General features: G+C 67.1%; 25 protein-coding genes and 1 pseudogene. 11 read left to right on the plus strand and 15 right to left on the minus strand.

All coding sequences use genetic code 11. The annotated features are described in order from the left end of the window. Nucleotides 1-2: 2 nt before the first annotated feature. Complete coding sequence (locus ACW18B_RS02910) at nucleotides 3-1,628, minus strand: cisplatin damage response ATP-dependent DNA ligase (RefSeq protein WP_492049389.1); 1,626 nt, start codon at nucleotides 1,626-1,628, stop codon at nucleotides 3-5. A gap of 108 nt (nucleotides 1,629-1,736) precedes the next feature. Between ACW18B_RS02910 and ACW18B_RS02915 the strand changes: the two genes are divergently transcribed. Beyond that, nucleotides 1,737-2,162, plus strand: a complete 426-nt coding sequence (locus ACW18B_RS02915) for a PaaI family thioesterase (RefSeq protein WP_492049390.1) — start codon at nucleotides 1,737-1,739, stop codon at nucleotides 2,160-2,162. Between the two features lie 22 nt (nucleotides 2,163-2,184). Here ACW18B_RS02915 and ACW18B_RS02920 read toward each other — a convergent pair. Continuing rightward, nucleotides 2,185-3,212 (minus strand): annotated as a pseudogene (locus ACW18B_RS02920) (ligase-associated DNA damage response exonuclease). Nucleotides 3,213-3,237: 25 nt separating this feature from the next. On the opposite strand from ACW18B_RS02920, the gene ACW18B_RS02925 reads away from it, so the two are divergent. Genes ACW18B_RS02925 through ACW18B_RS02935 form a run of 3 tightly spaced genes read left to right on the plus strand, consistent with a single transcriptional unit; the run spans nucleotide 3,238 to nucleotide 4,327 of the window. After that, the gene (locus ACW18B_RS02925; protein ID WP_492049392.1) at nucleotides 3,238-3,726 is read left to right on the plus strand and encodes a PaaI family thioesterase; all 489 of its coding nucleotides are present in this window, start codon (nucleotides 3,238-3,240) and stop codon (nucleotides 3,724-3,726) included. Then, on the plus strand, nucleotides 3,723-4,142 hold the full coding sequence (locus ACW18B_RS02930) for a PaaI family thioesterase (protein ID WP_492049394.1): 420 nt from the start codon (nucleotides 3,723-3,725) through the stop codon (nucleotides 4,140-4,142). The genes ACW18B_RS02925 and ACW18B_RS02930 overlap by 4 nt, the downstream gene beginning before the upstream one ends. 59 nt (nucleotides 4,143-4,201) lie before the next feature. Then, entirely contained in the window at nucleotides 4,202-4,327 is a 126-nt protein-coding gene (locus ACW18B_RS02935) for a DUF2256 domain-containing protein (protein WP_492051860.1), read from the plus strand. 268 nt (nucleotides 4,328-4,595) lie between these two features. Here ACW18B_RS02935 and ACW18B_RS02940 read toward each other — a convergent pair whose 3' ends face one another. Beyond that, entirely contained in the window at nucleotides 4,596-5,504 is a 909-nt protein-coding gene (locus tag ACW18B_RS02940; RefSeq protein ID WP_492049396.1) for a histone deacetylase family protein, read from the minus strand. Between the two features lie 81 nt (nucleotides 5,505-5,585). Here ACW18B_RS02940 and ACW18B_RS02945 point away from each other — a divergent pair, with 81 nt between their 5' ends. Next, nucleotides 5,586-6,440: an acyl-CoA thioesterase gene (locus ACW18B_RS02945; RefSeq protein ID WP_492049397.1), complete on the plus strand. Its 855-nt coding sequence runs from the start codon at nucleotides 5,586-5,588 to the stop codon at nucleotides 6,438-6,440. Between the two features lie 5 nt (nucleotides 6,441-6,445). Here ACW18B_RS02945 and ACW18B_RS02950 read toward each other — a convergent pair whose 3' ends face one another. The 6 genes from ACW18B_RS02950 to ACW18B_RS02975 form a co-directional block, all read right to left on the minus strand. Beyond that, complete coding sequence (locus ACW18B_RS02950; RefSeq protein ID WP_492049399.1) at nucleotides 6,446-7,210, minus strand: ORF6N domain-containing protein; 765 nt, start codon at nucleotides 7,208-7,210, stop codon at nucleotides 6,446-6,448. Nucleotides 7,211-7,327: 117 nt separating this feature from the next. Next, nucleotides 7,328-7,909 carry an NUDIX hydrolase gene (locus ACW18B_RS02955; RefSeq protein WP_492049401.1) on the minus strand — a complete coding sequence of 194 codons (582 nt, stop codon included), beginning with the start codon at nucleotides 7,907-7,909 and terminating at the stop codon, nucleotides 7,328-7,330. Nucleotides 7,910-7,935: 26 nt separating this feature from the next. Continuing rightward, nucleotides 7,936-8,517 (minus strand): ribosome maturation factor RimM, encoded by a 582-nt coding sequence (gene rimM, locus ACW18B_RS02960; protein ID WP_492049403.1) that lies wholly within the window; start codon nucleotides 8,515-8,517, stop codon nucleotides 7,936-7,938. Between the two features lie 54 nt (nucleotides 8,518-8,571). After that, the gene (rpsP, locus tag ACW18B_RS02965; RefSeq protein ID WP_492049405.1) at nucleotides 8,572-9,132 is read right to left on the minus strand and encodes a 30S ribosomal protein S16; all 561 of its coding nucleotides are present in this window, start codon (nucleotides 9,130-9,132) and stop codon (nucleotides 8,572-8,574) included. 24 nt (nucleotides 9,133-9,156) lie between these two features. Further along, a complete protein-coding gene (ffh, locus tag ACW18B_RS02970; RefSeq protein ID WP_492049407.1) occupies nucleotides 9,157-10,677 on the minus strand; it encodes a signal recognition particle protein in 1,521 nt (506 codons plus the stop codon). Nucleotides 10,678-11,107: 430 nt separating this feature from the next. Then, a complete protein-coding gene (locus ACW18B_RS02975; protein WP_492049409.1) occupies nucleotides 11,108-11,614 on the minus strand; it encodes a DUF1993 domain-containing protein in 507 nt (168 codons plus the stop codon). 120 nt (nucleotides 11,615-11,734) lie between these two features. Between ACW18B_RS02975 and ACW18B_RS02980 the strand changes: the two genes are divergently transcribed. Continuing rightward, nucleotides 11,735-12,166, plus strand: a complete 432-nt coding sequence (locus ACW18B_RS02980) for a CBS domain-containing protein (RefSeq protein ID WP_492049411.1) — start codon at nucleotides 11,735-11,737, stop codon at nucleotides 12,164-12,166. 145 nt (nucleotides 12,167-12,311) lie between these two features. Here ACW18B_RS02980 and mdh read toward each other — a convergent pair whose 3' ends face one another. Then, nucleotides 12,312-13,274, minus strand: a complete 963-nt coding sequence (mdh, locus tag ACW18B_RS02985) for a malate dehydrogenase (RefSeq protein ID WP_492049413.1) — start codon at nucleotides 13,272-13,274, stop codon at nucleotides 12,312-12,314. A 132-nt stretch (nucleotides 13,275-13,406) separates the two neighbouring features. On the opposite strand from mdh, the gene ACW18B_RS02990 reads away from it, so the two are divergent. Both ACW18B_RS02990 and ACW18B_RS02995 read left to right on the plus strand, forming a co-directional pair. Further along, a complete protein-coding gene (locus ACW18B_RS02990; protein WP_492049414.1) occupies nucleotides 13,407-14,468 on the plus strand; it encodes a MaoC family dehydratase in 1,062 nt (353 codons plus the stop codon). Further along, a complete protein-coding gene (locus ACW18B_RS02995; protein ID WP_492049415.1) occupies nucleotides 14,461-14,886 on the plus strand; it encodes an HIT domain-containing protein in 426 nt (141 codons plus the stop codon). Before ACW18B_RS02990 ends, ACW18B_RS02995 begins: the two co-directional genes overlap by 8 nt. A gap of 52 nt (nucleotides 14,887-14,938) precedes the next feature. On the opposite strand, the gene ACW18B_RS03000 is transcribed toward ACW18B_RS02995, so the two are convergent. Both ACW18B_RS03000 and ACW18B_RS03005 read right to left on the minus strand, forming a co-directional pair. Beyond that, the gene (locus ACW18B_RS03000) at nucleotides 14,939-15,889 is read right to left on the minus strand and encodes a hypothetical protein (RefSeq protein ID WP_492049417.1); all 951 of its coding nucleotides are present in this window, start codon (nucleotides 15,887-15,889) and stop codon (nucleotides 14,939-14,941) included. Nucleotides 15,890-15,897: 8 nt separating this feature from the next. Beyond that, nucleotides 15,898-16,773, minus strand: a complete 876-nt coding sequence (locus tag ACW18B_RS03005; RefSeq protein ID WP_492049419.1) for an HpcH/HpaI aldolase/citrate lyase family protein — start codon at nucleotides 16,771-16,773, stop codon at nucleotides 15,898-15,900. A 126-nt stretch (nucleotides 16,774-16,899) separates the two neighbouring features. On the opposite strand from ACW18B_RS03005, the gene ACW18B_RS03010 reads away from it, so the two are divergent. Further along, nucleotides 16,900-17,280: a DUF2237 family protein gene (locus ACW18B_RS03010; protein ID WP_492049421.1), complete on the plus strand. Its 381-nt coding sequence runs from the start codon at nucleotides 16,900-16,902 to the stop codon at nucleotides 17,278-17,280. Here ACW18B_RS03010 and thpR read toward each other — a convergent pair. Together thpR and ACW18B_RS03020 are read right to left on the minus strand one after the other, a co-directional pair. Further along, on the minus strand, nucleotides 17,277-17,813 hold the full coding sequence (thpR, locus tag ACW18B_RS03015; protein WP_492049423.1) for an RNA 2',3'-cyclic phosphodiesterase: 537 nt from the start codon (nucleotides 17,811-17,813) through the stop codon (nucleotides 17,277-17,279). The two genes, ACW18B_RS03010 and thpR, sit on opposite strands and share 4 nt — an antisense overlap. Beyond that, on the minus strand, nucleotides 17,813-18,865 hold the full coding sequence (locus tag ACW18B_RS03020) for an aldo/keto reductase (RefSeq protein ID WP_492049425.1): 1,053 nt from the start codon (nucleotides 18,863-18,865) through the stop codon (nucleotides 17,813-17,815). The genes thpR and ACW18B_RS03020 overlap by 1 nt, the downstream gene beginning before the upstream one ends. Before the next feature lie 149 nt (nucleotides 18,866-19,014). Between ACW18B_RS03020 and ACW18B_RS03025 the strand changes: the two genes are divergently transcribed. Both ACW18B_RS03025 and ACW18B_RS03030 read left to right on the plus strand, forming a co-directional pair. Next, entirely contained in the window at nucleotides 19,015-19,767 is a 753-nt protein-coding gene (locus ACW18B_RS03025) for a Bax inhibitor-1/YccA family protein (protein ID WP_492049427.1), read from the plus strand. A gap of 131 nt (nucleotides 19,768-19,898) precedes the next feature. Further along, nucleotides 19,899-20,276: a hypothetical protein gene (locus ACW18B_RS03030; protein WP_492049428.1), complete on the plus strand. Its 378-nt coding sequence runs from the start codon at nucleotides 19,899-19,901 to the stop codon at nucleotides 20,274-20,276. Nucleotides 20,277-20,280: 4 nt separating this feature from the next. Here the strand turns inward: ACW18B_RS03030 and ACW18B_RS03035 are convergent, their stop codons facing one another. Beyond that, entirely contained in the window at nucleotides 20,281-20,622 is a 342-nt protein-coding gene (locus ACW18B_RS03035; protein ID WP_492049430.1) for a DUF2794 domain-containing protein, read from the minus strand. Nucleotides 20,623-21,180 lie beyond the last annotated feature (558 nt).

The raw sequence follows: 21,180 nt of genomic DNA on the forward strand, positions 1-21,180 counted from the left end.
GCTTAATCCAGCATCGTCTCCAGCGTCTCCAGGACGTCGGCCTCGCGTGACGGCTTGTCCCAGCGGATGCGGCTGATGCGCGGAAACCGCATGGCCACGCCCGACTTGTGCCGGGTCGAGCGCTGCAGGCCCTCGAAGGCGACCTCGAACACCAGACCAAAATCCAGATCGGCCCGCACCGAGCGCACCGGCCCGAACCGCTCGACCGTATTGTCGCGGACGAACCTGTCGATCTGTTTCAACTCCTCGTCGGTGAAGCCGAAATAGGCCTTGCCCACCGGAGTCAGCGACCGCTCGCCGCGCTCATCCTCGCGCCAGACCCCGAAGGTATAGTCGGAATAGAAGCTGGACCGCTTGCCGTGGCCGCGCTGGGCGTACATCAGCACCGCGTCGATCAGCCGGGGGTCGCGCTTCCACTTGAACCAGGGTCCCTTGGGCCGACCCGGCTCATAGACGCTGTCGCGGCGTTTCAGCATCAGGCCTTCCGAGAGCCGGGCGTCGCCCTCGGGCGGATCGGCGCGCAGGGCGGCCAGGCCCTCCCAGGTCTCGAAGGGCTGCAGCGGCGACAGGTCGATGCGCGGGCTCTCGATCCTGGCGACGAACGCCTCCAGCCGCGCCCGGCGTTCGATAAAGGTCATACCGCGCACGTCGGTCTCGCCGTCCAGCAGCAGGTCATAGGCGCGGATGCCGGCCGGAAAGGCCGCCAGTTGCTTGGCGTCGACGGTCTTGCGGTTCAGCCGCTGTTGCAGGTCGCCGAACGACGCCAGGGCCCCGTCGCGGATCACCACCAGCTCGCCGTCGATCGCCCCGTCGAAGTCCAGCGCCGCCAGCACGTCGGGAAAGGTCGCCGAGATGTCATCGCCCGTGCGGGTATAGAGCCGCCGTTGGCCGCGCTCGCTGACGGCCTGCACGCGGATGCCGTCCCACTTCCACTCGGCCACATAGTCGGCCGGGTCGAGCCTTGCGAAATCGACGGCCTCGTCGATCGCCTGGGCCAGCATCACCGGCCTGAAGCGGCCCGGCGCGTCGGCCGACGGCCGCTCGGAACGCCCCTCCAGCCAGGCGAACAGATCGCCATAGGGCGGTTCCAGCGCGTGCCAGACCTCCTCGATCTCGCCGATCTCGACCTGGCCGAACTGGGCGCAGGCCTGCTTGGCCAGCCGCGCCGAAACCCCGACCCGCAGGCCGCCGGTCATCAGCTTCAGGAGCGCCCAGCGGCCATCAGGGTCGAGGGCGTCCAGCCAGCCCTCGATCAGGCGCTGAACCTCCGACCGCGAGGCCGTGCGCAGGGCCTCGATCACTTCCGAGAGTTCAGGCTCGCGATTGGCCCCCGGCCATTTTCCGGAAGAGGGGGCCGGCCAGACCAGGGCGACCGTCTCGGCCAGGTCGCCGACATAGTCGTAGGACCAGGCGAACAGTTGAGGGTCCATCCGCGCCTCGACCGCCTTGCGGATGAAGGCCGGCTTGGCGGCGGAAAACGACAGGGCCCCCGTCAGGGCGGCCAGCGCAAACCCCCGATCAGGATCGGGTTGTCCCCTGAGAAAATCCTCGATCAGGGTCAGCTTGGCGTTGCGCGAGCCGGTCAGGGACAGGCGGTCCAGCAGGTGGGCGAAGGCGCGCATGGACATCGAACGTCTCGGCCCCGTCCCCGGTTCAGGCCCAAAAGCCTAGCACGGCCAACCTCCCTTGCGGCAACGTCAAACAACTGTTTGAATTGCAGGTCAGGAGACCGCCTCATGACCTTCCAGCCGCCCGAACCGTTTGGGCTTCACACCCGCCACAGCCCGCTGACGACCCCGTGGGAACCGATCTATGCCGACATCCGCGCGGACCGCTGGGTGCTGGGGATAGAGATCCGCGAGCCCCACACCAATTCCCGCAGGGCGCCGCATGGCGGCCTGATCGCCGCCCTGGCAGACAACGCCATGGGGCTGTCGTGCGGCGTGATGCTGGGTTCGGTCGGGATCCCCTCCGGCGGGCTGGTCACGGTGTCGCTGAGCCTGGACTATCTGGGCGCGGCCCGGCTGGGCCAGTGGCTGACCTTCGACACCGACTTCATCAAGCCCGGCAAGAGCCTGTGCTACGCCGACGCCACGGTGCGGGCCGACGGCAAGCCGGTGGCGCGGGCCCATGCGACGTTCAAGGTGGTCGAGGCGGCCTAGGTCGCAGAGGTCGTCCTGGCGTCTACTCCCCCTCCTCCTCGTCATACCCGACCAGCCGCAGGGCGCGGGCCGGCAGACCCTCCAACTCGCACCAGCGCAGCAGCGCCTCCTCCCGGCCATGGGTGATCCACACCTCGCCGGGATGCAGCTCGGCCAGAGTGGCGGTCAGCTCGTCCCAGTCGGCATGGTCGGACAGGATCAGCGGCAGCTCGACGCCCCTCTGCCGGGCCCGGGCCCGCACCCGCATCCAGCCCGAAGCGAAACAGTCGACCGGATCGGCAAAGCGCCGCGACCAGCGGTCGGCGATGGCCGAAGGCGGGGCGATGACGATCTGACCCGCGAAGGCCGCCTTGGCCTGATCGGTGGTGGCGGGCAGCAACGGCCCAAGATCGACGCCGTAGGCCTCGTACAGCCCATTGAGCCGCTCCAGCGCGCCATGCACATAGATCGGCTGGTCCCAGCCCCCCTCGCGCAGCAGCCGGATCACCCGCTGGGCCTTGCCCAGGGCATAGGCCCCGACCAGATGGGTCCGCTCGGGAAACTGGGCGACGCTGGCCAGCAGATTGCGGATCTCGCCGGCGTCGTCGGGGTGGCGGAACACCGGCAGGCCAAAGGTGGCCTCGGTGATGAACACGTCGCAGGGCACGGGCTCGAACCGCGCGCAGGTCGGATCGCGGCGGCGCTTGTAGTCTCCCGAGACCACCAGGGTCAGGCCCTTCCAGCGCACCACCGCCTGGGCCGAGCCCAGAACGTGGCCGGCCGGGACCAGAGAGACCTCGACGCCGTTGTGGGTGAAGGATCCGCCGTAGGGCACGGCCTGCTGGCGACCGGCGAAATCCTCGCCATAGCGGACGGCCATGATCGCCAGGGTTTCCGGCGTCGCCGCCACCACGCCGTGACCGGCGCGGGCATGGTCGGCATGGCCGTGGGTGATCACCGCCCGGTCCACGGAGCGGACCGGATCGATATAGAAATCCCCTGGCGGGCAATACAGCCCGTCCGGCCGGGGACAGAGAAGATCTTCAGGCTTGATCACAGTGGATATGACAATGCGCGGACTGCTAATCATATCCCCATGAGCGATGACAACGAACAGAGCCGCCTGATCGCCACGGCGATGAACGAGGGCAGCCCGCAAGCGCGGGCCCTGGGTTTTTCCACCCTGCAGATCGGAGACGGGGTGGCGATTCTCAAGGTGCCCTATCGCCCCGAGATCGTCGGCGATCCCGAAACCGGCGTCATCGCCGGCGGGGTGATGACCACCCTGCTGGACCACGCCAGCGGCCAGGCCGTGCATGCGGCGCTGGAAACCTGGACCTCGATCGCCACCCTCGACCTGCGCATAGACTATATGCGCCCCGCCCAGCCGGGCCGCGACGTCCTGGCGCGCGCCCATTGCTACAAGGTCACCCGGTCGGTCGCCTTTGTGCGGGCGGTCGCCTATGAGGACGATCCCGAGGATCCGGTGGCCACCGCCCAGGCGACCTTCATGCTCGACAGCAGCGCCGGCAAGAAGGCCGGGGCCAATCTCAAGCCGTCCAAGACGGGAGGGACCGCCGCATGAGCGACGCCAACAACCGCCTGGTCGCTGTTCTGGGCTCGATCCCCTACGCCAAGTTTCTGGGCGTCACCGCCGAGCTGGCCGGCGACGAGATGACCGCCATCCTGCCGTTCTCCGACCACATCGTCGGCAATCCGATGCTGCCGGCCATTCATGGCGGGGTGCTGGGGGCCTTCATGGAGATGGCGGCCCTGGCCCAGCTGTCGGTGGCCGCGCCGCTGAAGCGCCAGCCGCGGACGGTGGACGTCTCGATCGAATATCTGCGCTCGGGCCGGCCGGTGACCACCTATGCCCGCGCCACCATCAAGAAGCTCGGTCGCCGGGTCGCCAATGTCCATGTCGAGGCCTGGCAGGACACCCGCGCCGCGCCGATCGCGACGCTGCGCGGGATCTTCCTGGTCGCCCCGTCGGAGGACTGACGATCGGCCGGGCTTCGCGCGGCGGAAAGGGCGGCGGCAAGGCCGTCCGCAAGGGTGATCTGCCCGCCAAGACCTGTCTGACCTGCGGTCGACCGTTCGCGTGGCGCAAGGCCTGGGAGCGCGTGTGGGAAGAAGTCAAATATTGCTCTGACCGATGCAGAAACCAGAATATTAAACCTCTGTAATGCCGTTTGCCGCCGGTAGCGTTTCTTAAAAAGCCTTCATGACGCAAAGGTAACGGGTGTTTACGAAGCGCCGCGCCTATACCCCTTTTCACCGGACGCGAACAACCGCGGCGGCCAAAAAAAGGGATCAAGACCATGACCATCAACACCAATGCTTTCGCCGGCTTCGCCACCCTGGTTCTCGCGGTTCTGCCGCTGGCCATCATCATCGGTTCGATCGCCAAGAGCTTCTGAGTGATCGCCGCGTAGCTCCACCGGGTTCGCGTCCTCAGGCCTTCAAGGCTTGCGAGGCCGCCCGGTGGAGAAGGGCGTGACGACGCGCCAATCGATCGATGTCGGCGTCATATCCGCCGCCGATTACCCCCGTGACGGGGATGCCCGCTTCAAGACATGAGCTCAGGACGAACGCCTCGCGTTGCGCGAGCCCCGCGTCGCTCAGGGACAGCCGGCCCAGCTTGTCGTCCGCGTGCGGATCGACCCCGGCATTGAAGAACACCAGGTCCGGCTTCACCCGATCCAGCAGCGCCGGCAGGATCTCCGCCAGTTTCTCCAGATAGGCCGCGTCCTCCGTCCCGTCGGCCAGGTCGATATCCAGATCGCTGACGGCCTTGCGGGCCGGATAGTTCCTTTCGGCATGCATCGAGACGGTGAAGACCGACGGGTCGTCCTCAAAGATCCGCGCCGTGCCGTCGCCCTGATGGACATCCAGGTCCACCACCAGGGCCTGGCCGATCGCGCCCTCGGCCAGCAGACGCCGCGCGGCCACGGCCACATCATTGAACACACAGAACCCCGCCCCGCTCTCGGCGCCGGCGTGATGGCTGCCGCCGGCGGTGTTGCAGGCGATCCCGTGCGCCAGGGCCAGCCTGGCCGCCAGCAAAGTCCCTCCCGTCGCGGCGCAGGCCCGCGTGGCGACCGACTCGCTGTTGGGCATGCCGATGCGGCGCACGACATCGGCGGGCAGGGACTGCTCCAGCACGCCGCGCACATAGTCTTCGGTATGGACCAGACGCAGGCTCTCGACGTCGATCAGCTCGGGAAGATGGAACCCAGACGGCCCCGCCAGCCCCTCGGCCTCCAGCAGGGCGGCGAGCCGGGAGAACTTGTCCATCGGAAACCGGTGCCCCGCCGGCATCTCGGCGCGAAAGGCGGGGTGGTGGACAATCGGCGAAAACATCACTCAACGATGGCGATCGCGGCGACCTGACGCAAGGTGACGACTTGCCCAAGCGCCCCGAGGGGAATATCGCACTGCACCATGCAGACGCCCGAAAACCTCGCCGACATTCTCGACCTCGAAGCCATCGAGGTGAACCTGTTCCGGGGCGTCAGCCCCAATGACGGCTTTCCGCGCATCTTCGGCGGCCTGGTCATCGCCCAGGCCCTGTTGGCGGCCTACAAGACCGTGCCGGACCGCATCTGCCATTCGCTGCACGCCTATTTCATCCGCCCGGGCGATGTGAACGCCCCGGTGCTCTACGAGGTCGAGCGGGCCCGCGACGGCGGCACCTTCACCACCCGGCGGGTGGCGGCCATCCAGCACGGCGAACAGATCTTCAACCTGGCCTGCTCGTTCCAGACGCCCGAAGAGGGCTTCGAGCACCAGTCGCCTATGCCCGCCGCGCCCGATCCCGAGACCGTGCCGACCGAAGGCGAGTTCCTGCGCAGCCTGGGCGACCAGGTCCATCCCAAGATGCTGGCCTTCCTCGACAAGCCCCGCCCGATCGACATCCGCTGGGTCGATCCGCAAAACCCGGTCAAGCCCGAGAAGAAGTCCGGCGCCAAGGAAGTCTGGATGCGGGCTCGCGCCCCCTTGGGCGACGACGTCAAGATGCAACAGGCCGCCCTGGCCTACGCCTCGGACATGGCCTTCATGGAAAGCGCCCTGCGGCCCCATGGGCTGGTTTGGACCACGCCCGGCCTGCAGTCGGCCAGCCTGGACCACGCCATGTGGTTCCACCGCCCGTTCAATTTCAACGACTGGACCCTGTTCGCCCAGGACAGCCCCAGCGCCTCCCAGGGCCGCGGCATGGTGCGCGGGCAGATGTTCGGTCAGGACGGAACCCTGCTGGCCTCCGTGGCCCAGGAATGCCTGATGCGGATCAAGAAATAGGGCCTCTAGCCGCCCAGCCGTTCCAGAACACCGACGAACCGGTCGATATCGCCCCCGGTCATCGCCCGCTCGGCCTCGATCACCAGCTGCAGTTTGCGCGCCAGGACCCGCAATTCGATCTCGCCGGCCTCGGCTTGGGTCTTGGCGGCGGTCGCCTTGCTGGCCTCGGCTTCCGCCAGAAGCTTGGTCGCCCGCGCCGCCAGTTCCTCATTCTCAAGACCGGCGCGCGATAGCCGATCCTTGAGATGGGCGATGGAGCGGTCCAGCAGGTCCTGGGCCTCCTCCCGAACGGAGGTTCCGTGATGCTGGTTCACCACCGAATCCAGCACCGCCGCCATGGCCTGGGTCAGCCTGGGGATCAGGCCGTTGGCGACACTCACATCATTGGCGATTTGCCGTGAGGTATCCGGTCTTCGACGCGCGCTAACGAAGACCTCGACCACCATCTTCATCGCGGCGATGGCTGAATCGGACTTTAGAACGGTGGCGGCCATGACCACGCCGTGTTCCGTAAAAGCCCAGGGATGCTTGCGCCGACCGCCCCAGGAACTTGATGTCGCATTTTGCGATATCAAGTTGGCGATTTCACCTGCGGTCAGTTGGAAGGCATAGCCCTCGAACCGTGCGGTATTGCGGCGGACCTGTTCGTTGAGACGCCGGGTCTCGACCCCGAAGAGAGCGGCGATGGCGTCGTCAAGCACGACACTCTGGCCTCGGATCTGATGGATATGGGCAAACGCCCTGTCGGCGGCCGGGAGATCGACAGGCATAGGGCTCGACATCGCATTGAGGGTGGTGACTTCGTCACACTCTCTTTGATTGATTTCGAGATCAATCCTCTTCGGCCTGGCCGTCGTTATAGGTGGCCCAGGATTGCCTGATGCGGATCAGGCTGCAGGACGGTTCGCCAGGCGGATCGACGCCACGCCGGCCAGGGTCAGGCCGCGCAGCAGCGAGGCCACCTGCATCCCGACGGTCAGCTCGCCGGCCAGGGCCATGCGCAGCGCCTCGGCGGCCGAGACCCAGAGCCTCTCGATCCTTTCGGTCGGGTCATCCTTAGGCTCGGCGACCTTCGCCACCTGACGCGCCAGGACGATGTGTGTACGGTTTGAATGGGTGCCGGCGTTGGCCCGGGTTTCGCCGACCAGGGTCAGAACCCCGGCGCAACCGGTCTCTTCCAGCAGCTCGCGAGCGGCGGCGGCGCAGGGATCCGTGTCAGTCGGCTCCATGCCGCCGGCGGGCAGTTCGATCGACAGGTCGCCCAGGCCGTGGCGGTACTGCTTGACCAGCAGGACGTTGTCGTCGGCGTCCAGGGCGACGACTTCGACCCAGTCGGGATAGTCGAGAACGTAATAGGGGGCGATCACCGCGCCCTCATCGGTGACGCAATCGTCAGCGCGAACGCTGATCCAGCGATCCTTGTGGACATAGCGCGAGGCGGTGACCCGCCATTTCCCGTCGGTCGCCATGTCCTCGAACTCCTGAAGTGACGTCGTCAGTCGTAGTTGCGCTCGACGCCGTCCGCGTCCTCATCCTCTTGCGCCGGGCCCTCCGGCTCGCCGACCAGGGCGGGCGGGTCGGCCAGGATCAGGCGTTCGGCGATCTTCACCTCGGGCACGGCCTCGCGGGTGAAGGGCAGGTACCAGGTCTGGCCGCCCAGGGCCGGCTGGATCTCGAGCAGGTCGCCGGCCCCGAAGTTCTGCACGCTCTTCACCGAGCCCAGCAGGGTGTTGTCGCCGATGTGGCGCACGGGCAGGCCTACCAGATCGGTCAGATAGAATTCGTCTTCGTCCGGCTCGGGCAGGGCTTCGCGAGGAACATAGAGGCGCAGCCCGCGCAGGGCGTCGGCGGCGTCCTTGGTCTCGATCCCCTGGCAGCGGGTGACGAGGCCGTCCTTGGCCACGCGGGCCGAGACGATGGTCAGGGCCGGCGAGCCGTCCTGGCGCAGCAGCGCCTTGAAGTCGGCCAGGCTCTTGGGGTTTTCGGTATAGGTGGCGATCTTCACCTCGCCGCGCACGCCAAAGCCGCCGGCGACGCGGCCGACCATGATCAGGTTTGCGGAGGGCGAGTTGCTCATCGAGAAAAGCATCGCCGCCCCGATCCGAAGACCGGGGCGGCGGCGCGAAAGGCCTTAGCCTTCGGTCTTTTCTTCTTCGGCGGCCGGAGCCTCTTCAGCGGCGGCTTCGGCCGGGGCTTCTTCAGCGGGCGCTTCTTCAGCAACCGGTTCCGGAGCCGGGGCGGCGGCGGCTTCAGCCGCGGCGGCGGCTTCGGCTTCAGCGGCGGCCTTGGCGTCTTCCTTGGCCTGGGCGGCGGCGGCGGCGGCGTCTTCAGCGGCCTTCACGTCGGCGGCCTTGCGGTCTTCGTCGCGTTGAGCGCGTTCGGCGATGCGTTCCTGGGCCTTCTTGCCCGGCGCGCCCTTTTCAGGGTTGTTGCCGTGGGTCCAGGCGCCGATGCCTTGAGCGGCCAGGAAGCGGGCGACGCGGTCGGTCGGCTGGGCGCCCTTGGCGATCCAGGCCTGGATCGACTCGACCTTCAGGGTGACGCGAGCGGCGTCGTCCTTCTTGAGGAGCGGGTTGTAGGTGCCGACCTTCTCGATGAAACGGCCATCGCGCGGCGAGTGGCTGTCAGCAACGACGATCGAGTAGTACGGGCGCTTCTTGGCGCCGCCACGGGCGAGACGGATCTTCAGCATTTCGGTAGTCCTTGAGTTCGGGTTTTATTTCTTGAAGGGATTGAAACCGGGCGGCAGACCGCCGCCCAGGCCGGAAAGGAGGTTCGGCTTGGCGTCGCCGCCAGCGCCGAGACCGGGAAGACCCGGCAGGCCTCCCGCGGAATTCTGTTCGGGCTGGGCGACCTTGCCGCCGCCCATGGCCTTCAGGCGCGACATGTCGCCGCCGCCCATCATGCCGGCCATGCGGGCCAGGCTCTTGCCGCCGTCCTTGGACATGGCCTTGAACATGTCGGCCATCTGCCGGTGCTGCTTGAGCAGGCGGTTGACCTCGGCCACGTCGACCCCGGCGCCGGCCGCGATGCGGCGCTTGCGCGAGGCGGCCAGAATGTCGGGCTTCTTGCGTTCCAGCTTGGTCATCGAGCTGATGATCGCCTGCTGGCGCAGGAAGACCTTGTCGTCGATGCCGCTCTCGGCGATCTGTTTCTTGGCCTTCTGGACACCAGGCAGCAGGCCCATGATGCCCTGCATGCCGCCCATCTTCTGCATCTGCGACAGCTGCGACGACAGGTCGTTCAGGTCGAACTGGCCCTTGGCCAGCTTCTTGGCCATGCGCTCGGCTTCGGCCTGGTCGAGGTCCTGGGCGGCGCGTTCGACCAGGGCGACGACGTCGCCTTGCCCCAGGATGCGGCCGGCGACGCGGCGGGCGTCGAACACGTCCAGGGCGTCGATCTTCTCGCCGGCCCCGAGGAACTTGATCGGCAGGCCGGTGACGTGGCGCATCGACAGGGCCGCGCCGCCGCGGCCGTCGCCATCGGCGCGGGTCAGGATCAGGCCGGTCAGCGGCAGACGTTCGTGGAACGCCTTGGCGGTGCGCACCGCGTCCTGACCGGTCAGGCTGTCGGCGACCAGCAGGGTCTCGGTCGGCGTGGCGATGCGGGCGATTTCCGCCGCCTCGCTCATCATCGCCTCGTCCAGGGTGGTGCGGCCGGCAGTGTCGAGGATCAGGACGTCATAGCCGCCCAGCTTGGCGGCGCTCATCGCCCGCCTGGCGATATCGACGGCGCTCTGGCCGGCGACGATGGGCAGGCTCTCGACCCCGACCTGCTGGGCCAGAATGGCCAGCTGTTCCATGGCGGCGGGACGGCGGGTGTCGAGCGAGGCGACCAGCACCTTCTTGCGCTCGTTCTTGCTCAGGCGCAGGGCCAGCTTGCCGGTGGTGGTGGTCTTGCCCGAGCCCTGCAGGCCGGTCATCAGGATCACCGACGGCGGATTCAGGGCCAGGTTCAGGCCGGTCGGCTCCTCGCCGCCCAGCATGTCGACCAGGCCGTCATAGACGATCTTGACCACCTGATCGGCCGGCTTGACCGAACGGATGACCGCTTCGCCCGAGGCCAGTTCCTTGGCCTTGCTGATGAAGTCCTTGACCACCGGCAGGGCGACATCGGCTTCCAGCAGGGCGACGCGAACCTCGCGCAGCGCCTCGTCGATATCCTTTTCGGACAGCACGCCGCGACCGCCGAGGCGGTCGAATACGCCGGAGAGCCGCTCTGTAAGGCCGTCGAACATGTCGAACCTTCAAACCCAAACCAAAGACCAAACGCAATCAGCCCCCATGGACGATCACGTCGATGGGGGTCCTCGCCGTCCTCGTCCGGATGGGTCCTGCGCTAGCAGGCCGGGGTCGTGACGGTAGAGGCGCTGCTGATGAAGCGCCGGAAGGCGGGTCTTATGCTTGGACCCTGTGGAAAATGCAAGGATTTCGAATCTAGGCGCGCTCGGGCCGCGCGCTACGTCCGGACTCGTCGTCCCACAGAGTCATCCTGATCCCTTGTCGAGAACCCGAACAGGTCAATGGTGGGAGATGGATCCGCAAGTCTTGAGCGCAGTCGCGGTCGTGCTGACGGCGGTTGGAGGGGTCGTAACGGCCCTGGCCGCCCTGGTATGGGCGTGGCGGCGGCGGCCCTGAGGCCGCCGCCCTTGTCTCAGGGGCCTGGCCTCAGGCCGCGCCGAGGAAGTCGCGCTTGCCGACCTCGACGCCGTTCTTGCGCAGGATCGCGTAGGCGGCGGTCAGGTGGAAGAAGAAGTTGGGCTGGGCTTGGGTCTGCAGATAGGCCAAACCCTTGACCACGCTGGTCTCACCGCGACGCACCAGGGTGATGTCGCGATCCTCGGCGCCGGCGAAGGCGGCCGCGTCCAGACCCTCGACATAGGCGATGGCGCGATCGACGCGGGCGATCAGCGCGGCGAAGCTGGTTTCGGTGTCGTCCCAGGCCGGGACCTCTTCACCGGCCAGGCGGGCGGTGCAGCCCTTGGCGAAGTCGGTGGCGATCTGGACCTGGCGGATCAGTGGGAACATGTCGGGATAGAGCCGCGCCTTCAGCAGGGCTTCAGGATCCCAGCTCTTGGCCTCGACCTGGGCGGCGGCCTTGGTCAGCACGCCCTTCAGGCCCTTGAGCCCTTGAACGAAGACGGGGACGCTGGCCTGGTGCATGGAAATCGACATGAAAGCTCCGCTTGAAGGTGTGGCGCACAGATAGGGCGGCCGCGCCCCGAGCGAAAGCGCGGAACGCTCGAAGCTCGGCGAGGGTTTAGGAGACTTGAGTTCAACCCCCGAGGTTTCCCCATGAAAGTCTCCGACGTCATGACCAAGCAGGTCATCACCGCCGCCCCGACCGATTCCATCCGCAAGGTCGCCCAGACCATGGCCCATATCGACAGCGGCGCGGTGCCGGTGGTCGAGAACGGCAAGGTGGTGGGCCTGGTCACCGACCGCGACATCGTCCTGCGCGTGGTCGCCGAAGGCCGCAGCTTCGACTCGCCGGTCTCCGACGCCATGAGCGAAGGCGATGTCCAGAGCATCACCGCCGAGGACAGCCTGGCCGACGCCAGCGCCAAGATGGCCCATCACCAGATCCGCCGCCTCGTCGTCCTGGACGACGCCGGCCAACTGACGGGCATCCTGTCGCTGGGCGACGTGGCCAAGGACTACGGCGCCAAGCAGGTCGGCAAGACGCTGGAGGATATTTCGGAAGAAGCCGGCGAGGCCGCGCACTAGCGGCCGACACTGGCCCCCTCCGGATGCTGCGCATCCTCCTCCCCCAGAGGGGGAAGATGAGGACGCGGAGGGGGCCAGTAGAGATCAAGAAAAAGGGCGGCCCTGCGAGGAGCCGCCCTTCATCATGTCAGACAGTCTGGAAAGCCTAGACCAGCGAGGGGTCGATGGCCTTGCAGGCTTCCATCAGGCCCTGAACCGACTCGACGGACTTGGCGAACATCGCCTTTTCGTCGTCATTGGTTTCGAACTCGATGACGCGTTCCGCGCCGCCGGCGCCGATCACGACCGGCACGCCGACATACAGATCCTTCAGGCCGTATTGGCCGGTCAGGAAGGTGGCGCACGGCAGAACGCGCTTCTTGTCCTTCAGATAGCTGGTGGCCATGGCGATGGCCGATTCCGCCGGGGCGTAGAAGGCCGAGCCGGTCTTCAGCAGGGCGACGATCTCGCCGCCGCCGCCGCGGGTGCGCTTGACGATGCCGTCGAGCTCGTCCTGGGTCATCCAGCCTTGCTTGACCAGTTCCGGCAGCGGCAGGCCGCCGACCGTCGAGTGACGGACCATCGGCACCATGTCGTCGCCGTGACCGCCCAGGGTCCAGGCGTGGATGTCTTCCACCGACACGCCGGTCTTTTCGGCCAGGAAGTAGGCGAAGCGCGCCGAGTCCAGGACGCCGGCCATGCCGATGACCTTTTCCTTGGGCAGGCCCGAGAACTGCTGCAGCGCCCAGACCATGGCGTCGAGCGGGTTGGTGATGCAGATGACGAAGGCGTTGGGGGCGTGCTGCTTGATGCCTTCGCCGACGGCCTTCATGACCTTCAGATTGATGCCCAGCAGATCATCGCGGCTCATGCCCGGCTTGCGCGGCACGCCGGCGGTGACGATGCAGACGTCGGCGCCGGCGATGTCGGCATAGTCATTGGCGCCCTTCAGGGCGATGTCCTTGCCGAACACGGCCGAGGCTTCGGCCAGGTCGAGGGCCTTGCCCTGCGGGGTGCCTTCGCTGATGTCGAACAGAACGATATCACCCAACTCTTCGCGAGCCGCGATGTGAGCCAGGGTGCCGCCGATCATGCCGGCGCCGATAAGGGCGATCTTCGCGCGAGCCATAGGGTCTCCGTCAGGACTGTGGATGGAAATTCTCGCGGCGGTCTAGACCCATGAGGCTTAAGCCTCAAGCCCCCTTCCCCGTTTCGCTGCACTGCGGCAAAACAGTCTGAACAACAAGAAGGACGCGCAGGGATGAGCAAGACCGATCCGGGAAACTATTTCGAGGACTTCAGGCTGGGCCAGGTGCTGGTCCACGCCACGCCGCGCACGGTGACGGCGGGGGATGTGGCGCTGTACACGGCCTTGTACGGCCCGCGTTTCGCCCTGTTCTCGTCCGACGAATTCGCCCGCAACAGCGGCCTGCCCGCCGCGCCCGTCGATCCGCTGGTCGCGTTTCACATCGTGTTCGGCAAGAGCGTGCCCGACATCAGCCTGAACGCCGTGGCCAATCTGGGCTATGCCGAAGGCCTGTTCCTGGCCCCGGTCTATCCGGGCGACACCCTGATGTCGCAGTCCGAGGTGATCGGCCTGAAGGAGAACTCCAACAGGAAGACCGGCGTCGTCTATGTCCGCACCACCGGGACCAACCAGCACGGCCGGCCGGTGCTGCGCTATGTGCGCTGGGTGATGGTGCGCAAGCGCTCGCCCGAGGCGGTGGTCGCCGAGCAGGCGACGCCGACCCTGGCCCAGGCCGTGGCCGCCCAGGACCTGATCCTCCCCGCCACCCTCGACTTCTCGAAATACGACTACGCCCTGGGCGGCGCGCCGCATGCCTTCGAGGACTACGAGATCGGCGAGACGATCGACCATGTCGACGGCATGGCCATCGAGGAGGCCGAGCACGCCATGGCCACCCGGCTGTGGCAAAACACCGCCAAGGTCCACTTCAATCAGTTCGAACGATCAAAGGACCCGTCAGGGCGGCGCCTGGTCTATGGCGGGGTGGTGATCTCCACCGCCAAGGCCCTGTCGTTCAACGGCCTGCAGAACGCCGGCCTGATCCTGGCGATCAATGGCGGCCGCCATGTCAGCCCCTATTTCGCCGGCGGCACGGTGTTCGCCTGGAGCCAGGTGCTGGACAAGGCCGATCTGGGCGACGGCGTCGGGGCCCTGCGCCTGCGACTGGTGGCGACGCGAGACCGGCCCTGCGACGACTTCCCCGGCCAGGACGAGGCCGGTGTCTATAACGAGCACGTCATTCTCGATTTCGACTATTGGGCGGCGGTCCCCCAAAGGGGGGCGGCGCGTGGCTGAGTTTGTCCTGGACCCGGCCTTCGTGGCCACCTCGGCCGCGCTGGGCGATCTTCCCCTGTGCCAGGCCCGCCTGCAGCTGGACGCCCGCTATCCGTGGATCGTGCTGATCCCGCGACAGGGCGGTCTTCGGGAGATCGAGGACCTCTCGCCAGCCGATCGCGTCGCCCTAATGGACGAGATCGTGCGGGCGGGAACGGCGACGCGGGCGGTCGCAGGGGCGCTGGGCCTGGCGGTCGACAAGCTCAATGTCGGCGCCCTGGGCAATGTGACGCCGCAGCTTCACGTCCATGTCCTGGGCCGCCGCGCCGACGATCCCGCCTGGCCGGGTCCGGTGTGGGGCCACAGCCCAGCCGAGGCGTTCGCAGCCGAAGCCCTTGAGGCGGCGATCACGGCGGCGCGAGGGAGTCTGGGCCTCTAGCCCTATAAACGCGCACGCCCCCGCGGAAGCGGGGATGAACGGGGATGGGGGATTAACGCAGGTTCGGCTTCTTCTTGGCCGACGCCTTCTTCTTGCTGGTCGTCGCCTTGGCCTTGGAGCCGGACTTGCCCTTGGCCGTCGCCTTGCCCTTCGAGCCGCCCTTCTTCTTGACGGCCGCGGCGCACTTGGCCTTGGCGGCCTTCAGGGCCTTGCCGGTCTTGCCCTTGGTCGAACAGGCCGCGGCCTTGGCCGGCGCGCGGCTCGGAGCGGCGCGCGGCGCGCCCCAGATCACGGGCCCACGGCCCTGGATCACATAGCCGGGCGGCAGGCTGGGCGGGGCTTCGCGCTGGGCGACCACCGCCTGGCTGACCCCGGCCTCCTCCAGACTGCCGCTCCAGCGGGGTCCGGTGCCGGGGGTCAGGGTCAGCACCGTCGATTGATCCGGTCTGGCATTGAACCGAAAGATCAGGCTCTGACCCGCGCGTTCAACGGTCTCGATCAAACCCGTCGAACCCGTCGCGCCAGCGCGACGAACATCGCGCCAGGCGCCTTCCACTGGCCCTGAGCCGCCGGCCGGGTCGACGATCTGCAGGGCGTAGAGCACTGATCCGTCGGACCCCGACACCTTCCAGCCGCCGTCGAGCGGGCCCTGCAGACCCTGGGCGGCGACGATCGAGCCCTTGACCCGCAGTTCATAGGCCTGCTCGCTGGGAATATAGGTCCCCTGCGGGACGGCATGTTCGCCCTCCGGCGGAAACGCCAGAGCGGGCGGCTCGGGCTCGGGGATCGGCAGCACGGTCGGCTTGTGCCGGGGAACCGGCGCCGTCGGCGAGGCCTCGTCGTCTTCTTCTGTCGTGCCGGTCTGGGCGATCAGATCACCCAGCGGATCAATCGCCTCCGGCGCCGCCTGGGGCGCGGGGACCTGGGGCGCGGTGGCGACCGGCGCCTCCTGGGCCAGGACCGGGCCCGCAACCAGGATCAGGGAAAGGACGAGAACCCGCATGAACACCTCTAGTCGGCCTTGGCCGAGATGGCGGCGGCCACCGCCACCAGACGCTCGGCCTGGGCCAGATGCAGGCGCTCGGCCATCTTGCCGTCCACCCGCAGCGCACCCTTGCCGGCGTTTTCAGGCGCCTTGAAGGCGGCGATCACCGCCTGGCTCCAGGCGATCTCCTCGGCGGACGGCGAAAACACCCGGTTGCAGATCTCCAGATGCTTGGGATGGATCAGGGTCTTGCCGTCGAAGCCGAAGTCCACGCCCTGGACGCAGACCGCTTCCAGCGCCGCCAGATCCTCGATGTCGTTGTGCACGCCGTCCAGGATGGTCAGGCCGTGGGCCCGGGCGGCGGCCACCGACAGGGTCAGCAGCGGCAGGAAGGGCTCGCGGCCCGGCGTCTGACGCGCCCGCATCTCCTTGGCGAAATCGTTGACGCCCATCACGAAGGCCGAAAGCCGCGTGGACCGGCGGGCGTCGGCGATGTCCCACAGATGGAAGGCGGCCTTGCCGGTCTCGATCATGGTCCACAGCCGCGTCGTGCTGGGCGCGGCGTGCAGGGCGCCGTCATAGACGCGCACATCGGCGGCGTCATTGATCTTGGGCACCAGCACGGCGTCCGGGCCGGCCTGCGCCGCCGCCCTCAGGTCGTCGACCCCCCAGGGGGTGTCGAGACCATTGGTGCGGATCACCACCTCGCGACCGCCGAACCCGCCGGCCCTGACCGCCGCCACCGCCGCCTCGCGCGCGGCGTCCTTCATCTCCGGCGCCACGGCGTCTTCCAGGTCGAGGATGATGACATCGGCGTCCAGAGTGCGCGCCTTCTCAACGGCCTTGGCGTTGGAGGCGGGCATATAGAGGGCGCTGCGGCGCGGCCTGGCGACGTCGGACATTCAAACTCCCCTGCGATCTTGTTCTAAAGACCCTTCTTAAGCATCGGCGTACATCCGCAAAAGCCATCATGCGCCCGTTGCGCTAATCTTGGTCAAGGATCGCGCGAACCGGGTTAGGATCGAGACATGACCACGCGCTATGACGAGACCGCTCGCAACGTCCTGGGCGGAGAGCTGATCCCCTGCTCGCTGGACCCGGTGACGGGCTTCTATCGCAACGGCTGCTGCGAGACCGGTCCGCATGATCTGGGCCTGCACACGGTCTGCGCGGTGATGACCGACGACTTCCTGGCCTTCTCCAAGGCTGCGGGGAATGACCTGTCCACGCCGCGTCCGGAATTCGCCTTTGCCGGCCTGAAGGCCGGCGATCGCTGGTGCCTGTGCGCCGGTCGCTGGAAGGACGCCCTCGACGCCGGCATGGCCCCGCAGGTGGTGCTGGAGGCCTCGCATGAGGAGCTTCTGGCCATCGTCCCGCTGGGGGTGCTGAAAGACCACGCGGCGGTCTAGCCCAGCCCATACTCCCGCTCGAGCCGGTAGGCCGAGCCCTCGCTGGTTCGCCAGCTGGAATAGAGGCCAAATCGGTCCACCCGGAAGGGCGGTGAGCGCAGCAGGTTGTTGGCCTGCACCCAGGCGCCGACCTCGGGAACGGATGGGCGTTTCAGATAGGCCAGGGTGACGTGCGGCGTATAGAGCCGCGCCTCGGGCTTGAGGCCCACTCCGCGGGCGGCCCGTTCGTTGGCCTTGGCCAGGCGCCGCAGGGCGGGGCTTTCGCCCACCCCGGCCCAGACCGCATGGATGTCGGCGCCTTCCCCGAAAGACCCGACACCGGCCAGGTCGAGGTCAAAGGCCGACGCTTCGATCTGGGCCAGGGCCTCGTCCAGTTCGGCCGCCACCGGCTCCTGCACGTCGCCGATGAACTTCAGGGTGATGTGAAACGCCGCTTGCGGCCGCCACCGCGCGCCCTCGATGCCGTGCTGGCGGGACAGAAGGCCCTGACCGATTTCAGGCGGCACGGCGATGGCGGTAAAGAGTCGGAGCATTAAGGACAAGGATTGGGCTGGGCCGCGTGGATGGCGTTGACGGCCTTTTCCAGCTCGTCGGTCCAGGTCAGGTCGAAGGCGTCGATCGCGATCTTCAACTGGTCCATCGACGTCGCGCCGATGATCGTCGAGGTCACGAACGGGCGGGCGTCGCAGAACTTCAGGGCCAGCGTCGCCGGATCCATGCCGAACTTGCCGGCCAGGTCGACATAGGCGCGGATCGCGGCCTCGGCGCCCGGACCTTCATAGCGCTGCATGCGGTTATAGAGCGCCTTGCGCGAGCCCTCGGGCAGGGCGCCATCCAGATATTTGCCGGTCAGGGCCCCTTGAGCCAGCGGCGAATAGGCCAGCAGCCCGACCTGTTCGCGCATCGCGATCTCGGCCAGGCCATATTCGAACGTGCGGTTGGCCAGGTGATAGGCGTTCTGGATCGAGGCGATGCGCGGCAGGTTGCGGGTCTCGCTCTCGGCCAGGAAACGCATCACGCCCCAGGGAAACTCGTTGGACACGCCGATGGCCCGCAGGGTTCCCTTCTTCACATGGGCGTCGAGCGCCTCGAGAATGTCGCCGAAGGTCTCGTAGTCCTGCTCATAGTCCTTGAAGGTCTGGCCGCCGAACACCCGCACCGGCCGGTCGGGCCAGTGCAGCTGATAGAGATCCAGATAGTCGGTGTTCAGGCGCTTGAGCGAGTTTTCCACGGCCTCGTCGATCTGGGCCCGGGTATGCCGCGTCGGCGAGCCGTCCGACCGCATCCAGGTCAGGCCGCCAAAGGCGCTGCCGCGACCGGCGACCTTCGAGGCCAGGATGATCTCGTTTCGCTTGCCGGTCTTTTGCAGCCACGAACCGATATGACGCTCGGTATTGCCCTGGGTGCTGGGGTCGGGCGGACTGGAATACATCTCGGCGGTGTCCCAGAAATTGACCCCGCGCTCGAGCGCGTAGTCCATCTGGGCGTGAGCCTCCGCTTCGCTGTTCTGCGAGCCCCAGGTCATGGTGCCCAGGCAGCAGCGCGAGACCTTCACGCCGGTTCGTCCCAGTTCCGAATAGTCCATGCGCGCCCGCCCGTTTTTGATTTCTGTTGGGACCTATTTAAGCGCTCCGGCGTCCGTCTCAACAGCCATACCTTGCGCGAAAGGCCAAGGATGCCGATATTCGTCAGGCGTCCATGTCGGGCGCGATGCAATCAAAGGGTTTTCCCTCGATGAACGACCTCAACCGCGGCTATGCGCGCTCGATCCCGGCGGATCGCGCCGATATGTCGGTTGACGCCGGCCTGCGCAGCTTCATGCTCGGCGTCTACAACAAGGTGGCCCTGGGGCTCCTGCTGTCCGCCGGCCTCGCCTATCTGACCAGCGCCTATCAGCCGGTGGCCAGCCTGCTGTATGTCCTGACCCCCGATGGCCGCCTGGCCGGCTTCACCATGGCCGGCACGATCATCCGCTTCGCGCCCCTGGCGATGATGCTGGTGGCGATGTTCGCCATGAAGAACCCCACCGCCAAATCGTCCGGCGCGCTGTACTGGGCGCTGGTCGCCTCGATCGGCGCGGGTTCGGGCGTCTGGCTGCTGGCCTATACCGGCGCCTCGGTGGCCTCGACCTTCATGATCACCGCCATCGCTTTTGGCGGCCTCAGCCTGTTTGGTTACACCACCAAGAAGGACCTGACCGGCTTTGGCAGCTTCCTGATCATGGGCCTGATCGGCCTGGTGCTGGCCTCGCTGGCCCAGATGTTCTTCCGCCTGCCGGGCCTGAGCTTCATCATCAGCATCCTGGGCGTGTTCATCTTCGCGGGCCTGATCGCCTACGACACCCAGAAGCTGAAGATGGCCTATTACCAAATGGGCGGCGACCAGAACTCGATGGCGGTGGCCACCAATTACGGCGCGCTGAACCTGTATCTGAACTTCATCAACCTGTTCCAGTTCCTGCTCAGCATCTTCGGCTCGCGCCGCTAGATCCTGATCGGACCGAAAACGATGGGCCCCGGCGGGAAACCGCCGGGGCTTTTTCGTGGGTGGGACTCGACGAGACCATGCGCTGGCGCCACCTTGGGGGCGGGGACACGAACAGCCGCTTCGAGGATTTCATGACCCGCGCCCTGACCTTTCTGGCCGGCCTTGTTCTGGTCGTCGTCGCTGGAACCGCTCACGCCGAGACGATGAGCCTGAGGCCCTATGCGATCCCGGCCAAGGCCCCGATGATGTCGCTGACGCCGGACGCGGCGATGCAGAGCTCCAGGCCGGACCTCTCCGTGCCCGTGCGCAACGCCAACGCCCCCGTGCAACGGCCGCGCGGGATCGCCAAGACCTCGGTGGAAAGCCGGATCGCCGGCAACGGCCCCGTGGCCTCGGCCGGCGTGCTGTGCGGCCTCAAGCCGAGCGCCGACGACAGCGGCATGGGCACGGCGCGGGGCTATGACAATGACGGTCGGTTCGTAGGCGCCAAGCTGGCGTTTGCGTTCTAAGCCCCTAATCCACCACCGAGAACTTGCCCTTCTCGAACAGCTTCAGCACCTGGGCCAGTTCGTGGCCGCGCTTGAGGATCATGCCGCCCTGGCCGATCACGGCCCAGGCCCCCTGCTTGCGGGCCAGGGCCGGGCGCTTTTCGACGCGATAGAGCGGCGCCTCGGCGGCATGGCGAAAGATCGAGAACACCGCGCAGTCCGACAATCCGGCGATGCCGTAGTCGCGCCATTCGCCCGCAGCGACCATCCGGCCATACAGACGCATCAGCTGGTCCAGCTCGCGCCGCTCGAAAAAGGTCACGCCACCGGGCGAGGGAGCGGACGGGGATTGGGAATCCAGCGCCATCGGACGAATCCTAAGCCCAAATCACGGGATCTGGCGAGCGTGTCATCGCGGCCACGCCGAGGTAAAATGCAACAGACCCGTCACGGGGCGCCGCGAAAGAACCTTATTTTGGACCTTCGGCCGCCTGTTTGCGTCGCCATAAATTCAGTGTCGGCTGATCGGACGTCCTACGGTCCTGGACCCTGAACAGCCCCCCCAGCCCCCCCTCGATCGCGGGCCGGTCAGCCGACAGACATACCCCTCCCCGATGAGCCCGCGCGATATTCCCCCCTATCGCGCGGGCTTTTCCGTGTCTGGACACCCGATCCGGCCCTGCCTTGCGTTCGCCACGTCCCGCCCTGAAACGACCTTTGTTTGACCGTTTCAGCGCCGGGATGACCCCGCATAAACCAAGGGTCAGCCGACCGGTTCGGCGCCGGGGCCCTGAACAGCCCCCCAGCCCTCTCCGGCATCGAAACCGGTCCGTTGACGACAAGAACCCCAAGAGCCCGCGCGGTGTGTCCCCTCTCACCGCGCGGGTTTTTTGCGTGTGGAGGGGAGAGCCGTCCTGACGTCGTC

The organism is Caulobacter sp. FV2ps19 (genome assembly GCF_058681035.1).

What these genes read in the sequence shown, in the direction of transcription:
- ACW18B_RS02910 (WP_492049389.1), bottom strand. Translation starts at nt 1,628, where the DNA reads ATGTCCATGCGCGCCTTCGCCCACCTGCTGGACCGCCTGTCCCTGACC.
- ACW18B_RS02915 (WP_492049390.1), top strand. Translation starts at nt 1,737, where the DNA reads ATGACCTTCCAGCCGCCCGAACCGTTTGGGCTTCACACCCGCCACAGC.
- ACW18B_RS02925 (WP_492049392.1), top strand. Translation starts at nt 3,238, where the DNA reads ATGAGCGATGACAACGAACAGAGCCGCCTGATCGCCACGGCGATGAAC.
- ACW18B_RS02930 (WP_492049394.1), top strand. Translation starts at nt 3,723, where the DNA reads ATGAGCGACGCCAACAACCGCCTGGTCGCTGTTCTGGGCTCGATCCCC.
- ACW18B_RS02940 (WP_492049396.1), bottom strand. Translation starts at nt 5,504, where the DNA reads ATGTTTTCGCCGATTGTCCACCACCCCGCCTTTCGCGCCGAGATGCCG.
- ACW18B_RS02945 (WP_492049397.1), top strand. Translation starts at nt 5,586, where the DNA reads ATGCAGACGCCCGAAAACCTCGCCGACATTCTCGACCTCGAAGCCATC.
- ACW18B_RS02950 (WP_492049399.1), bottom strand. Translation starts at nt 7,210, where the DNA reads ATGCCTGTCGATCTCCCGGCCGCCGACAGGGCGTTTGCCCATATCCAT.
- ACW18B_RS02955 (WP_492049401.1), bottom strand. Translation starts at nt 7,909, where the DNA reads ATGGCGACCGACGGGAAATGGCGGGTCACCGCCTCGCGCTATGTCCAC.
- rimM (WP_492049403.1), bottom strand. Translation starts at nt 8,517, where the DNA reads ATGAGCAACTCGCCCTCCGCAAACCTGATCATGGTCGGCCGCGTCGCC.
- rpsP (WP_492049405.1), bottom strand. Translation starts at nt 9,132, where the DNA reads ATGCTGAAGATCCGTCTCGCCCGTGGCGGCGCCAAGAAGCGCCCGTAC.
- ffh (WP_492049407.1), bottom strand. Translation starts at nt 10,677, where the DNA reads ATGTTCGACGGCCTTACAGAGCGGCTCTCCGGCGTATTCGACCGCCTC.
- ACW18B_RS02975 (WP_492049409.1), bottom strand. Translation starts at nt 11,614, where the DNA reads ATGTCGATTTCCATGCACCAGGCCAGCGTCCCCGTCTTCGTTCAAGGG.
- ACW18B_RS02980 (WP_492049411.1), top strand. Translation starts at nt 11,735, where the DNA reads ATGAAAGTCTCCGACGTCATGACCAAGCAGGTCATCACCGCCGCCCCG.
- mdh (WP_492049413.1), bottom strand. Translation starts at nt 13,274, where the DNA reads ATGGCTCGCGCGAAGATCGCCCTTATCGGCGCCGGCATGATCGGCGGC.
- ACW18B_RS02990 (WP_492049414.1), top strand. Translation starts at nt 13,407, where the DNA reads ATGAGCAAGACCGATCCGGGAAACTATTTCGAGGACTTCAGGCTGGGC.
- ACW18B_RS03000 (WP_492049417.1), bottom strand. Translation starts at nt 15,889, where the DNA reads ATGCGGGTTCTCGTCCTTTCCCTGATCCTGGTTGCGGGCCCGGTCCTG.
- ACW18B_RS03005 (WP_492049419.1), bottom strand. Translation starts at nt 16,773, where the DNA reads ATGTCCGACGTCGCCAGGCCGCGCCGCAGCGCCCTCTATATGCCCGCC.
- ACW18B_RS03010 (WP_492049421.1), top strand. Translation starts at nt 16,900, where the DNA reads ATGACCACGCGCTATGACGAGACCGCTCGCAACGTCCTGGGCGGAGAG.
- thpR (WP_492049423.1), bottom strand. Translation starts at nt 17,813, where the DNA reads ATGCTCCGACTCTTTACCGCCATCGCCGTGCCGCCTGAAATCGGTCAG.
- ACW18B_RS03020 (WP_492049425.1), bottom strand. Translation starts at nt 18,865, where the DNA reads ATGGACTATTCGGAACTGGGACGAACCGGCGTGAAGGTCTCGCGCTGC.
- ACW18B_RS03025 (WP_492049427.1), top strand. Translation starts at nt 19,015, where the DNA reads ATGAACGACCTCAACCGCGGCTATGCGCGCTCGATCCCGGCGGATCGC.
- ACW18B_RS03030 (WP_492049428.1), top strand. Translation starts at nt 19,899, where the DNA reads ATGACCCGCGCCCTGACCTTTCTGGCCGGCCTTGTTCTGGTCGTCGTC.
- ACW18B_RS03035 (WP_492049430.1), bottom strand. Translation starts at nt 20,622, where the DNA reads ATGGCGCTGGATTCCCAATCCCCGTCCGCTCCCTCGCCCGGTGGCGTG.